The sequence below is a fragment of the Pseudomonas sp. B111 genome, assembly GCF_026428275.1.
Taxonomy (GTDB): Bacteria; Pseudomonadota; Gammaproteobacteria; order Pseudomonadales; family Pseudomonadaceae; genus Pseudomonas; species Pseudomonas aeruginosa.
Genome location: NZ_CP097857.1, coordinates 1723407 through 1735839, shown reverse-complemented (window position 1 = coordinate 1735839; position 12433 = coordinate 1723407). Strand labels below are relative to the sequence as shown.

The 12433-nt window shown below is 65.1% G+C and carries 11 protein-coding genes; 7 read left to right on the top strand and 4 right to left on the bottom strand.

All coding sequences use genetic code 11. The annotated features are described in order from the left end of the window. The first annotated feature begins 35 nt into the window (after positions 1-35). Complete coding sequence (locus M6E97_RS08320) at positions 36-842, top strand: MOSC domain-containing protein (protein WP_003113973.1); 807 nt, start codon at positions 36-38, stop codon at positions 840-842. Between the two features lie 43 nt (positions 843-885). On the opposite strand, the gene M6E97_RS08315 is transcribed toward M6E97_RS08320, so the two are convergent. Together M6E97_RS08315 and slt are read right to left on the bottom strand one after the other, a co-directional pair. Continuing rightward, a complete protein-coding gene (locus tag M6E97_RS08315; RefSeq protein WP_003091225.1) occupies positions 886-1272 on the bottom strand; it encodes a lysozyme inhibitor LprI family protein in 387 nt (128 codons plus the stop codon). Between the two features lie 56 nt (positions 1273-1328). Further along, a complete protein-coding gene (slt, locus tag M6E97_RS08310) occupies positions 1329-3257 on the bottom strand; it encodes a lytic transglycosylase Slt (protein WP_015649145.1) in 1929 nt (642 codons plus the stop codon). A 225-nt stretch (positions 3258-3482) separates the two neighbouring features. Here slt and M6E97_RS08305 point away from each other — a divergent pair, with 225 nt between their 5' ends. Both M6E97_RS08305 and M6E97_RS08300 read left to right on the top strand, forming a co-directional pair. Beyond that, positions 3483-5405: an ATP-binding cassette domain-containing protein gene (locus tag M6E97_RS08305; RefSeq protein WP_033938033.1), complete on the top strand. Its 1923-nt coding sequence runs from the start codon at positions 3483-3485 to the stop codon at positions 5403-5405. A 149-nt stretch (positions 5406-5554) separates the two neighbouring features. Further along, the gene (locus M6E97_RS08300; RefSeq protein ID WP_003091213.1) at positions 5555-6241 is read left to right on the top strand and encodes a DUF6901 family protein; all 687 of its coding nucleotides are present in this window, start codon (positions 5555-5557) and stop codon (positions 6239-6241) included. Between the two features lie 29 nt (positions 6242-6270). On the opposite strand, the gene M6E97_RS08295 is transcribed toward M6E97_RS08300, so the two are convergent. Further along, entirely contained in the window at positions 6271-6708 is a 438-nt protein-coding gene (locus tag M6E97_RS08295) for a universal stress protein (RefSeq protein WP_003091210.1), read from the bottom strand. A gap of 207 nt (positions 6709-6915) precedes the next feature. Between M6E97_RS08295 and M6E97_RS08290 the strand changes: the two genes are divergently transcribed. Beyond that, positions 6916-7350, top strand: a complete 435-nt coding sequence (locus M6E97_RS08290) for a hypothetical protein (RefSeq protein ID WP_003109487.1) — start codon at positions 6916-6918, stop codon at positions 7348-7350. A gap of 16 nt (positions 7351-7366) precedes the next feature. On the opposite strand, the gene M6E97_RS08285 is transcribed toward M6E97_RS08290, so the two are convergent. Then, positions 7367-8185 carry a F0F1-type ATP synthase subunit beta gene (locus M6E97_RS08285; protein WP_033938031.1) on the bottom strand — a complete coding sequence of 273 codons (819 nt, stop codon included), beginning with the start codon at positions 8183-8185 and terminating at the stop codon, positions 7367-7369. 427 nt (positions 8186-8612) lie between these two features. On the opposite strand from M6E97_RS08285, the gene fadB reads away from it, so the two are divergent. The 3 genes from fadB (at position 8613) to M6E97_RS08270 (ending at position 12423) form a co-directional block, all read left to right on the top strand. Further along, a complete protein-coding gene (gene fadB / locus M6E97_RS08280) occupies positions 8613-10760 on the top strand; it encodes a fatty acid oxidation complex subunit alpha FadB (RefSeq protein ID WP_003118095.1) in 2148 nt (715 codons plus the stop codon). A gap of 30 nt (positions 10761-10790) precedes the next feature. Further along, positions 10791-11966 carry an acetyl-CoA C-acyltransferase FadA gene (gene fadA, locus M6E97_RS08275; protein ID WP_003091203.1) on the top strand — a complete coding sequence of 392 codons (1176 nt, stop codon included), beginning with the start codon at positions 10791-10793 and terminating at the stop codon, positions 11964-11966. 193 nt (positions 11967-12159) lie between these two features. Beyond that, positions 12160-12423 (top strand): DUF1653 domain-containing protein, encoded by a 264-nt coding sequence (locus M6E97_RS08270; protein WP_003109484.1) that lies wholly within the window; start codon positions 12160-12162, stop codon positions 12421-12423. Positions 12424-12433: the final 10 nt, after the last annotated feature.

Below are 12433 nucleotides of genomic sequence, written 5' to 3'. Positions count from 1 at the left end.
TATAACAGCATCTTTCCACCAAGGATGCTGGTTCCATGTTCCGTCTCTCCGCGCTGTACCGCTATCCGATCAAGTCTTCCGCCGCCGAGTCCCTGGAGCGCGTCGCGCTCGATGCGCTGGGCGTGGTCGGCGACCGACGCTGGATGGCGGTGGACACCGAAACCGGACGTTTCTTCACCCAGCGCCTGCTGCCGCAGCTGGGGCGTATCCAGGCGCGCTGGGCGGCGCCGGAGGTCCTGCGGCTGAATGCGCCGGGGATGTCCGAGCTGAGCCTCGAAGTACCGGCAGCCGACGCCAACCTGCGTGGCGTCACAGTCTGGCGCGATACCTTGCAGGCGCCGGATGCCGGCGACGCCGCAGCGGACTGGCTGACGCGCTTCCTCGGCCGCCCGACGCGCCTGGTGCACATTCCCGAGGCGCGCGCGCGGCAGGTCGATACCGGCTACGCCGAACCGGGGCAGAAGGTGCATTTCGCCGACGGTTTCCCGCTGCTGCTGATCGGCCAGGCTTCGCTCGACGACCTCAGCCAGCGGGTCGGCCGGCCGTTGGAGATGCTGCGCTTCCGTCCCAACCTGGTGGTGGAAGGCAGTGCCGCGTTCGCCGAGGACGGCTGGAAACGCATCCGCATCGGCTCGGTCGAGTTCGTCGTGGCCAAGCCCTGTTCCCGCTGCATCCTCACCACCCTGGACCCGGCGACCGGCGAGCGCAACGAGGACCGCGAGCCGCTGACGACCCTGAAGACCTACCGGGAAAAGGATGGCGCGGTGCTGTTCGGGCAGAACCTGATTGCGCTGGGACAGGGCAGCCTGGAGGTGGGGATGCCGGTGGAAATCCTCGACTGAGGAACGGTCGCCCGCCGTTGCGGCGGGCGGCCATTGCCGGCGATCAGAGCTTGGCGTCGACGCAACCGGTGCTCAGGCACTCGCGCTCGCGTTCGCGGAGGAAGTCGAGGCGCTGGCGGGTCTTCTCGGTGGCGCAGTCGAGATTGACGAAATAACCGTTGTCCTTGCTTTCGCTGCAGGCCGCGTCGCGCTCCTTGATCCAGGCGATCTGGCTCTTCTTCAGCAGGGCTTTCTGGCCGTCGTTCAGGTGCTTGCGCAGGGTGCCGAACTGCTGGTTCAGCTCGCGGTCGGCCTGGGAAAACTCGCCGCTGCGGCAATACACGCTGTCGAAGGCGTTGCGCGGCGTACCGCAGGCGTCGGCGGCCAGGGCGCCGTCGGCGAGCAGCAGGCTGGAGGCGGCGAGCAGGGCGGTAGCGAGGGGCTTGTTCATCTTGAGGTCCTTTTCAAGGTACTGGAAAGGCCCGGGCGTCCGGGCCGGGTTGGGGGTCAGAGATCGTCGAAGTAGCGTTCGTGCCAGTCGACGATGGGCTGCGGTGCATTGAGCTTCTGCCCGTAGATCACCGCATAGGACAGCACGTTCTGCACGTACTGGCGAGTCTCGTCGAACGGAATGGTCTCGATCCACACGTCGAAGGCCAGGTGGCGGGTATCTTTCAGCCACTGGCGGACGCGGCCCGGACCGGCGTTGTAGGCGGCCGAGGCGAGTACCCGGTTGCCGTTGAACTGGCCATGCACCTGGCTCAGGTAGGCGGCGCCGAGGCGGATGTTGACGTCGGGCACGATCAGTTGCTGGGTCGAGGCCAGCGGGATGCCGAACTTGCGCGAGGTCTCCTTGGCGGTGCCGGGCATCAGCTGCATCAGCCCGGTGGCGCCGACTCCGGAACGGGCATCGGACATGAACGCGCTTTCCTGCCGGGTGATGGCGAAGATCCAGCTGGAGTGCAGGCCGCGGTTCTTCGCTTCGCGCACCAGGGTGGCGCGGTGCGCCATCGGGAAGCGGATGTCCAGGTCGTCCCAGTACTGCGCCTGGCTGATCGAGCGGATCGCCGGGAAATACCACTGCATGTCGTAGGCCAGCCTGGCCTGGGCGATCAGCTCGTCGCGATCGAACAGGCGCGCGGCGTGGTACCACTCGCGGCGGGCGTTGATCACTTCGCCACGGTTGAAGAACTCCATGGCCCGGCGCGTGCTGGCGGCGTTGCGTACGCGTTGCAGGACGCGCGGGTCGATGTGCGCAGGGCGGTTGCCGAGCTTGTACGGCACGCTCAGGCGGTCGGCGGCGAGGAAACCGTAGAAGTCGCGCTCGCCGGCGAGCTTCTGGTACAGCGCGATCGGCTCCTTGCTGTTCGGCTGTGCCAGTTGCAGGCTGCGTGCCTGCCAATAGCGCCAGCGGCTGGTGGCGGCGAGATCCTGGGGCAGCTTGCGGGTCAGCGCGTAGGCTTCGTCCCAGCGGCCCAGGCGCAGCAGCAGGCGGGTGCGCCATTCGGTGACGGTATTGTCGCGCAGGCCGGGATCGTACTGGGTCATCAGCGGCAGTGCACGCGGATCGAAGCGCTTGGCCAGGCTGAGACCGATCTCGCGGGCGATGGCGACCTTCTCGTCGCTGGAGAAGGGTAGCGCCGAGCTGTAGTAGTCGAGCAGGCTCAGGGCCTTTTCCGGGTCCTGCCGCGCCAGGCGGCGCAGGCCGAGACCGACCACGTCGGCGGTGGCATGGTCGCGCTGGCTGAAGCGGCCGGTCTGGCTCAGCTGGGCGGGGTTCTGCGCCACGCTGACCATCAGCGCGCCCTGGTTGCCGAGGGTCGGCAGGCGCTGCGCGAGGTGCGAGGCGAGGCTGTAGTTGCGCGCTTCGGCGGCCAGCTTGAGGCGTTTCCAGACCTTTTCCTCGGTGAGCTGGCCTTCGCCCTGCCAGAGGCCGAACAGGGTATCGCAGGCAGCCGGCTGCGACTTGCCGACCAGCCACAGGCGTTCGCTGGTGGCGTAACCTTCGGCCTTCTGGCCGTGGCCCAGCTGGTACTGGCCATACAGGCAGTCGAGTTCGGTGAAGTTCAGCTTCGGATCGTAGTAGTTGACGAAGGTCTTCCAGTCGCCGCGATCGGCCAGCAGGCGCAGCCAGCGCAGTTTCAGCCAGCCGATCTGCGGCAGGTCGCCGTGTTCGGTGAGGAAGCGCTCGACCTCCTCGTTGCTGGCGGTCTTCAGCCGGTGGGTCAGCTCGTCGTAGGCCAGGTAGGGTTCCAGCGGGTAATCGCGCAGGGCGCTGCGCGAGGCCATGTAGGGCGCGCTGTTGCCCTTGGCCAGGGCGGCCTTGGCCTGGTCGTAGAGACGGCGTTGTTCGGTCAGGGAAGCGGCGTGGACCGCGTCGACGGAGGAAATACTGAGCAAAAGGCAGGAAACGAGAGTGAACAGGCGACCGCGCATGACTTATCCGGGCAGGTGATGTCGGGTAACGTCGGCAGGTCCGCAACGGCTGCCTACGGGCGTTTCGACCGCTCGCGGGACCGGCGCGCGACCGCTGTCGCGGGGCGCGCCCGAAGCCGGGCGGATGGCTCGCCTAAGCTTAGCCGTTGCGGCATGGCGGTGAAAGCGCCGTGCCTTCCGATGCCTATCCAGCGTAAAATGCGCGCCCTGTTTCCGGAGGCGCCCATGACCCTGCTCAAGTTCACCGATGTATCCCTTGCCTTTGGCACCACTCCCTTGCTGGACAAGGTGTCGTGGCAGATCGGCCGTGGCGAGCGGGTCTGCGTGATCGGACGCAACGGTACCGGCAAGTCCAGCCTGTTCAAGGTGGTCAAGGGCGAACAGCAGGCCGACGACGGCGAAGTCTGGCGCGCACCGGCGCTGAAGATCGGCGAATTGCCCCAGGAACTGCCGCGTGCCGACGAACGGACAGTGTTCGACGTGGTGGCCGAGGGTCTGGCGGAAGTCGGCAAGCTGCTCGCCGAGTACCACCACCTGAGCCTGAACATCCATACCGACGATGACCTGGCGCGCCTCTCGCGGGTCCAGCAGGAACTCGAGGCGCGCGATGGCTGGCGCCTGCAGCAACTGGTGGACAGCACCCTCAGCCGCTTGCAGTTGCCGGCCGACAAGACCCTCGCCGAACTCTCCGGCGGCTGGCGTCGGCGCGTGCTGCTGGCCCAGGCGCTGGTCGCCGAGCCGGACCTGCTGCTGCTGGACGAACCGACCAACCACCTGGACATCGGCGCCATCGCCTGGCTCGAGGAAGCGCTGCTGGGCTTCAACGGCGCGGTGCTGTTCATTACCCACGACCGCGCCTTCCTGCAATCCCTGGCGACCCGCATCCTCGAGCTGGATCGTGGCCACCTGATCGACTGGAACGGCGATTACGCCAGTTTCCTGGTGCACAAGGAACAGCAACTGGCCGCCGAAGAAGCTGCCAACGCATTGTTCGACAAGCGCCTGGCCCAGGAAGAAGTGTGGATCCGCCAGGGCATCAAGGCCCGCCGCACGCGCAACGAAGGGCGGGTTCGGGCACTGAAGGAAATGCGTCGCGAACGCGCCGAGCGCCGCGAGCGCCAGGGCAAGGCCAGCTTCCAGCTGGAAAGCGCGGACAAGTCCGGCAAGCAGGTGATCGTGGTGGAGCACGTCAGCTTCGCCCATCCCGGCGGCCAGCCGCTGGTACACGACTTCTCCATGGTCCTGCAGCGCGGCGACCGTATCGGCCTGCTCGGCGCCAACGGTACCGGCAAGACCACCTTGCTCAAGCTGCTGCTTGGCGACCTGCAGCCGACCTCGGGCAAGATCGAGGTGGGCACCAAGCTGGAAGTGGCCTACTTCGACCAGTTGCGCCATCAGCTCGAACCCGAGCAGACGGTGATCGACAATATCTCCGAAGGCCGCGAGTTCATCACCATCGACGGCCAGAACCGGCATGTGCTCAGCTATCTCGGCGACTTCCTGTTCAGTCCGCAGCGCGCCCGCACCCCGGTGAAGGCGTTGTCCGGCGGCGAGCGCGCGCGCCTGTTGCTGGCCAAGCTGTTCAGCAAGCCGGCCAACCTGCTGGTGCTCGACGAACCGACCAACGACCTCGACGTGGAAACCCTGGAACTGCTGGAGGAAGTCCTGCTCGGCTTCCAGGGCACCGTGCTGATGGTCAGCCACGATCGGGCCTTCCTCGACAACGTGGTGACCAGCACCCTGGTCTTCGAGGGCGAGGGCAAGGTTCGCGAATTCGTCGGTGGCTACCAGGACTGGCTGCGCCAAGGGGGCACGCCGCGCCTGCTCGGCGTGAGCGAGTCGAAGAGCGGCAAGGCCGAGCTGAATACCGCGCTGGCGCCCGCCGCCGAACCCGCGCCGGCTGCCGCGGCGCCGAGCGAGGCGCCGGCGAAGAAAAAGCTCAGCTACAAGTTGCAGCGCGAGCTGGAGGCTTTGCCCGGGCAGATCGACGCGGTCGAGGCGGAGCTGGCGGGTGTCCAGGAAACCATCGCGGAGCAGGATTTCTATCTGCGCCCGCAGGACGAGCAGCGCGAAACCCTGGCGCGGCTGGACGCGTTGCAGCAGGAACTCGATGCCTTGCTCGAGCGCTGGGCCGAACTGGAAGACTGATCCATCTCGAAAAAGTGAGCTGCATCAATGTGATAGCGGCTCATCTCGATGATCCTTGCGGGCCTTGCCGGCGGTGGGTGCAGTCCCCCGTCGGTCCCTCTGGCTGGCGTCATTGACGGGCCGGCCGTCTCCCGAGAAAGGATCAGTCCATGGCAATCGAGTACCGCATTACGCTGGACGACCAGCATCAGCTCAACTATCGCATCGAGCTGGAGCGGCACTACGACCCGCAGGCGGCTGCCGCAGCGCCGCGCTGGACGCGCCTGGAACACAATCGCTGCAGCAACTGCCCGCTCGATCGCGAACGCTACAGCCATTGTCCGGCGGCGGTCGACCTGCATGGGGTGATCGAGGATTTCCGCAACCTGCCGGCGTTCCGCAAGGCCGGCATCTGCGTGCGCACGCCGGAGCGCGAGTACATCAAGCAGGCGGGCCTGGAGGAAGGACTGCGCGCGCTGATCGGCTTGATCATGGCCAGCAGCGCCTGTCCGCTGCTGGCGCCGCTGAGGCCGATGGCCATGCAGCACCTGCCGTTCGCCAGCAACCAGGAGTTCGTGCTGCGGGTGGTGCCGCTGTACCTGATGCGCCAGTACTTCAACTTCCGCGAGGGGCGGCATGCCGATTGGGAACTGAAAGGGCTGGTGCGGCTGTTCCAGCAGTTGCAACTGGTCAACCAGGCGTTCTGGCAGCGAATCCACGACACCTGTGTCAGCGATTCCAACCTGAAGGCGTTCCTGACCTTCTTCTCGCTGTCGTCGAGCATCAGCTATTCGCTGGAAACCCAGTTGCAGAAGATCCGCCCGCTGGTGATGAGCGCCGAGGAAACGCTCGGCTGAGGCGCAGGCCCCGGCCGAGCGGGGAGAGATCAGGCTTTCTTCAGGTGCACCGCGAGCACGTCGCAGGGCGCGCCGTGCAGCACGTCGTTGGCAGTGGAACCGAGCAGCAGCGCCAGGCCGTGGCGACCGTGGCTGCCGACCACGATCAGGTCGCAGGCCTGTTCCGCGGCGAGGCGGTGGATTTCCTGGCGCGGTTGCCCGTAGACCAGGTGGCGCTGCTCGCTGCCGAGGTCCGGATAGCGTACGGCGAAGGCATCCAGGCGTTCACGGGCCTGGTCGAACTGCTGCTGCTGCAACATCGACAGGTCCATCGGCACGTCCCCACCGAAGGCCATGGCCATGGGCTCGACCACATGCACCACCGAGAGCCGGGCCTGGTTGCTGGTGGCCAGGGCCGCCGCACGCTTCATCACCGGGTCGCATTCGTCGGTCAGGTCGACGGCGACCAGAATGTGTTGATAGGGCATGAACGTCTCCTCCCAGAAGGGGATAGTGTTTTCATTATGGACTTTCGCGCCGCGCGTGGAACCTGTTCCGTTGCGCTGGGCAAAAAGCTGCTCCGCCGTGGTCGCATTCGCCTGTAAACTGCGCCTCCCTTGGCGACTGCGACCGATCCTGCCTGTGCGCGCGGATCGAGGCAAATGCCTTAACCGTTTTTCGAGTGTCCGTTCCTTATGACCACTTGGCTGGTGATCCTGCTGCTGGCTGTCATGCTCAGTCCCCTGGCCTGGCTGATGCCGTCCAACAGGCAGCGCGGCAAGATGGCCCTGCGCCTCGAGGCGCGCCGTCTCGGCCTGGCCATGCAGCTCGCGCGCCAGGATTGGCCGCATTGGCTGGAGAGCGCTCCGCCGACGTCCTGCGCGCAGTTCCACTGCCCGCGCCGACGCGGCCGGGAGGCCTGGTGCTATTGGCAGAATACCCCGGGCCAGTGGCTGAACCAGTGGCGCGAGCCGTGCGCGGACGATGAGTTGCTGGACGCCCTGCGCAGCCTCCCCGGGGATGTCTACAAGGTGGAGGCGACCGCCCAGTTCCTTGCCCTGTATTGGGGCGAGCGCGGCGATAGCGCCGACCTCGGGCGCATCGCCGAGTTTCTCCGCCAGCGCGCCTGAGGCGGCGCGCCGAGGTTCATTGGTTGCGCGCGGCATACAGCGCGGCGACCTTCTCCAGGCCATCGATGATCCGGTCTGCATTCTTGTTGACCAGGAACGGCACGCTGTTCTGGTTGTAGTTGCGCAGGGACTTCTCGATGTAGTGCCACTTGATCGCCACGCTGCGCAGCGCCCTGGCGATCTCCTCGTCGTTCTGCGGCGCCTGCTGCAGCTTCAACAGGTTGACCGAAAAGCGGCTGGCCAGGTCATCCAGTGGACGCTCCTCGCCGCCGCCGAAGAAGCTGGCGCCCACCGACGCGTTGCGCGAGGCATAGTCCAGAGCAATGTCCTGCATCAGCAGGCTCTGTTCGCGGCTCTGCTCGGTGAGCGTCGGCACCGTGGCGGCGTTTTCCCGTTGCAGGCTGCGATACAACTGGCCGCCGAGGTCCATCAGTTGCTGGTTGCGCCGTGCCAGGTCGGCGACCGGTTGCAGGTCGCTGTAGCCCTTGGCGCGCACCGCGCCGGTCAGCTTGTCGAGGTCTTGCGCATAGTCCCGCCATTGCTCGCGAAGCTGGCCCAGCAGGCGCCGGGATTCGCTGCCGTTCACGCCGTCGAGTCGCTGCAGGCGGGCTTCCGCCGTCTGCGTCGAGCTTTCGATCAGGCTGGCGTAGCGTTGATCGCCTTCCTGGCCGACGTACATGAAGAAGGCGTTCAGGGATTTCTGCGTGGCGAGCCGCATCTGGTGCAGGGCGAGCAGGTCATCGGCGGCCCCTGCCGCGAAGACGGGGAGGCTCAGTAGGCCGAGCAGGGCCAGACAAAGAGTGAACGGACGGCAGATCATGGGTTCCATCTCCATGTGGCCCTGGAGGCCTTCTTGTTGTTCTTTTGTAACGGCCCGTGGCCGATCATGCATGGCGATCTGCGGCGACTCTAGCCTGCCTTTCCGCACCGGGACAAGCGCCCACGGCGCCGATCATCGAACATCTGAATGGTCCGACAGAGGCTGGCTGAATGGCCCTGCGCAGAGGGCCTGGAGGAGGGCAGGTGTTTTCCGGATGGCTGATTGACAATTCCCGGCTTTTGCCGGAATGTGTGCGCACCCAAGTCAAACGGGCGTATGAATCGAGCGTTTGCCTCGCGCAGGCCTCGACAATAGAGACCCGGTTATCGCGTCGGCGGGTGTGCCGAAGGGTTTGGGACTATGCTCGGCGGTTGCCGAAAGGGTCCCGACACGGCGTCCGATGTGTAAGTTCAAGCTTCCATAATAGCGTGGAGATCAGTTGATGATTTACCAAGGTAAAGCCATCACGGTTAAGCCTCTTGAGGGCGGCATCGTCGAGTTGAATTTCGATCTCAAGGGCGAGTCCGTCAACAAGTTCAACCGTCTCACCCTCAGTGAGTTGCGTGCGGCAGTCGATGCGATCAAGGCCGATGCATCGGTCAAGGGCGTGATCGTGACCAGCGGCAAGGACGTGTTCATCGTTGGTGCCGACATCACCGAGTTCGTTGACAACTTCCAGCTGCCCGACGAGGAACTGATGGCGGGCAACCTCGAAGCCAACAAGATCTTCAGCGACTTCGAAGACCTGGACGTACCCACCGTTGCCGCGATCAACGGCATCGCCCTCGGCGGCGGCCTGGAGATGTGCCTGGCCGCGGACTTCCGCGTGATGAGCGCGACCGCCAAGGTCGGCCTGCCGGAAGTCAAGCTGGGCATCTACCCGGGCTTCGGCGGCACCGTCCGCCTGCCGCGCCTGATCGGCTGCGATAACGCCGTCGAGTGGATCGCCTCGGGCAAGGAAAACAAGGCCGAGGACGCCCTGAAGGTCGGCGCCGTCGACGCCGTGGTCGCTCCCGAGCAACTGCAGGCCGCTGCCCTCGACCTGGCCAAGCGCGCCGTCGCCGGCGAGCTGGACCACAAGGCACGGCGCCAGCCGAAGCTGGAAAAGCTAAAGCTGAATGCAATCGAGCAGATGATGGCCTTCGAAACCGCCAAGGGCTTCGTCGCCGGCCAGGCCGGTCCGAACTACCCGGCGCCGGTGGAAGCCATCAAGAGCATCCAGAAGGCCGCCAACTTCGGCCGCGACAAGGCGCTGGAAGTCGAAGCCGCCGGCTTCGTCAAGCTGGCCAAGACCTCGGTCGCGCAGAGCCTGATCGGCCTGTTCCTGAATGACCAGGAACTGAAGAAGAAAGCCAAGAAATACGACGAAGTCGCCAAGGACGTGAAACTGGCCGCCGTGCTCGGCGCCGGCATCATGGGCGGCGGCATCGCCTATCAGTCGGCGCTCAAGGGCACCCCGATCCTGATGAAGGATATCCGCGAAGAGGGTATCCAGATGGGCCTGAACGAGGCCGCCAAGCTGCTCGGCAAGCGCGTCGAGAAGGGTCGCCTGACCCCGGCGAAGATGGCCGAGGCGCTCAATGGCATCCGTCCGACCATGTCCTATGGCGACTTCGGCAACGTCGACATCATCGTCGAAGCCGTCGTCGAGAACCCCAAGGTCAAGCAAGCCGTGCTCGCCGAAGTGGAAGGCGCGGTGAAGGAAGACGCGATCATCGCCTCCAACACCTCGACCATCTCCATCAGCCTGCTGGCCCAGGCGCTGAAGCGTCCGGAAAACTTCTGCGGCATGCATTTCTTCAACCCGGTGCACATGATGCCGCTGGTGGAAGTGATCCGTGGCGAGAAGACCGGTGAAACCGCCATCGCCACCACCGTCGCCTACGCCAAGAAGATGGGCAAGAGCCCGATCGTGGTCAACGATTGCCCCGGCTTCCTGGTCAACCGCGTGCTGTTCCCGTACTTCGGCGGCTTCGCCAAGCTGCTGAGCTTCGGCGTCGACTTCGTGCGCATCGACAAGGTGATGGAGAAGTTCGGCTGGCCCATGGGCCCGGCCTACCTGTCCGACGTGGTCGGCATCGACACCGGCCACCATGGCCGCGACGTCATGGCCGAGGGCTTCCCGGACCGCATGGCGGTCGAGGGCAAGACCGCCGTCGACGTGATGTACGAGGCCAACCGCCTGGGCCAGAAGAACGGCAAGGGCTTCTACGCCTACGAGACCGACAAGCGCGGCAAGCCGAAGAAGGTCACCGATCCGCAGGCCTACGAAGTGCTCAAGCCGATCGTGGTCGAGCAGCGCGAAGTGACCGACGAGGACATCGTCAACTTCATGATGATCCCGCTGTGCCTGGAAACCGTGCGTTGCCTGGAAGACGGCATCGTCGAGACCGCTGCCGAGGCCGATATGGGCCTGATCTACGGCATCGGCTTCCCGCCCTTCCGTGGTGGTGCTCTGCGCTACATCGATTCGATCGGTGTCGCCGAGTTCGTGGCCCTGGCCGACAAGTACGCCGAGCTGGGCGCGCTGTACCACCCGACCGCGAAGCTGCGTGAAATGGCCAAGAACGGTCAGAAATTCTTCGGTTAATCGCGGAACGACTAGAGCGAGAGTGAATTTATGAGCCTGAATCCGAGAGACGTCGTCATTGTCGACTTCGGCCGCACCCCGATGGGTCGTTCCAAGGGTGGCATGCACCGCAACACCCGCGCCGAGACCATGTCGGCGCACCTGATCAGCAAGCTGCTGGAGCGTAACCCGAAGGTCGACCCGGCCGAAGTGGAAGACGTGATCTGGGGCTGCGTCAACCAGACCCTGGAACAGGGCTGGAACATCGCGCGCATGGCGTCGCTGATGACCCAGATCCCGCACACCAGCGCCGCGCAGACCGTCAGCCGCCTGTGCGGTTCGTCGATGAGCGCGCTGCACACCGCCGCCCAGGCGATCCAGACCGGCAATGGCGATGTATTCGTCATCGGCGGCGTGGAGCACATGGGCCACGTCGGCATGATGCATGGCGTCGACCCGAACCCGCACCTGTCCCTGTACGCCGCCAAGGCCTCGGGCATGATGGGCCTGACCGCGGAAATGCTCGGCAAGATGCACGGTATCAGCCGTGAGGCGCAGGACAAGTTCGGCGCGCGTTCGCACCAACTGGCCTGGAAGGCCACCCAGGAAGGTAAGTTCAAGGACGAGATCATCCCGATGGAAGGGTATGACGAGAATGGTTTCCTGAAAGTCTTCGACTTCGACGAGACCATTCGTCCGGAAACCACTGTCGAGACCCTGGCCGAGTTGAAGCCGGCGTTCAATCCGAAAGGCGGCACCGTGACCGCGGGGACCTCCTCGCAGATCACCGACGGTGCCTCCTGCATGATCGTGATGTCGGCCCAGCGCGCCCAGGACCTGGGCATCCAGCCGATGGCGGTGATCCGCTCCATGGCCGTGGCGGGTGTCGACCCGGCGATCATGGGCTACGGCCCGGTGCCGTCGACCAACAAGGCGCTCAAGCGTGCCGGCCTGACCATCGCCGACATCGATTTCGTCGAACTCAACGAAGCCTTCGCCGCCCAGGCCCTGCCTGTGCTGAAGGACCTCAAACTGCTCGACAAGATGGACGAGAAGGTCAACCTCCACGGCGGCGCCATCGCCCTGGGTCACCCGTTCGGTTGCTCCGGTGCGCGCATTTCCGGCACCCTGTTGAACGTGATGAAGCAGAACGGCGGTACCCTTGGCGTGTCCACCATGTGCGTGGGCCTGGGACAGGGTATCACCACCGTCTTCGAGCGCGTCTAAGCGTTCGTAGAAGGGGAAAGCCGGGGCCTCGTGCCCCGGCTTTCGTTTTTCAGTGTCAGTCGTTTCCGGCTGCATCGAGCGAATGACGCCCCGGGAGCGCGGGTTTGCCTATTGTGCGATCCGTGCCTATACCGGGCTGTTGTATGTCGGCATTGTGCCGTTGTTTTCCGATTTTCGAGACAAGGTAAGGAACATGGACCTGCAGGCTGGGCTCTATCGTCATTACAAGGGACAGAACTACCGGGTCCTGGGTGTCGCGCGGCATTCGGAGACGGAAGAGGCGCTGGTGATCTACCAGGCGCTGTACGGCGAATTCGGTCTCTGGGTGCGTCCGCTGGAGATGTTCACCGAGGCCGTGGAGGTCGATGGCGAGTGGGTGCCGCGCTTCGTCCTGGTGAGTCCCGAGGCCGATCCCCTGGGCTTGCAGAAAGCTCCCGGCGGGGAAGACCGCGCTTGACCTTGGCTCG

Excerpts from the sequence above, each read along its gene's own strand:
- M6E97_RS08300 (WP_003091213.1), top strand. The coding sequence starts at position 5,555 with ATGGCAATCGAGTACCGCATTACGCTGGACGACCAGCATCAGCTCAAC.
- M6E97_RS08285 (WP_033938031.1), bottom strand. The coding sequence starts at position 8,185 with ATGGAGATGGAACCCATGATCTGCCGTCCGTTCACTCTTTGTCTGGCC.
- fadA (WP_003091203.1), top strand. The coding sequence starts at position 10,791 with ATGAGCCTGAATCCGAGAGACGTCGTCATTGTCGACTTCGGCCGCACC.
- M6E97_RS08295 (WP_003091210.1), bottom strand. The coding sequence starts at position 6,708 with ATGCCCTATCAACACATTCTGGTCGCCGTCGACCTGACCGACGAATGC.
- M6E97_RS08315 (WP_003091225.1), bottom strand. The coding sequence starts at position 1,272 with ATGAACAAGCCCCTCGCTACCGCCCTGCTCGCCGCCTCCAGCCTGCTG.
- fadB (WP_003118095.1), top strand. The coding sequence starts at position 8,613 with ATGATTTACCAAGGTAAAGCCATCACGGTTAAGCCTCTTGAGGGCGGC.
- M6E97_RS08320 (WP_003113973.1), top strand. The coding sequence starts at position 36 with ATGTTCCGTCTCTCCGCGCTGTACCGCTATCCGATCAAGTCTTCCGCC.
- M6E97_RS08270 (WP_003109484.1), top strand. The coding sequence starts at position 12,160 with ATGGACCTGCAGGCTGGGCTCTATCGTCATTACAAGGGACAGAACTAC.
- M6E97_RS08290 (WP_003109487.1), top strand. The coding sequence starts at position 6,916 with ATGACCACTTGGCTGGTGATCCTGCTGCTGGCTGTCATGCTCAGTCCC.
- slt (WP_015649145.1), bottom strand. The coding sequence starts at position 3,257 with ATGCGCGGTCGCCTGTTCACTCTCGTTTCCTGCCTTTTGCTCAGTATT.
- M6E97_RS08305 (WP_033938033.1), top strand. The coding sequence starts at position 3,483 with ATGACCCTGCTCAAGTTCACCGATGTATCCCTTGCCTTTGGCACCACT.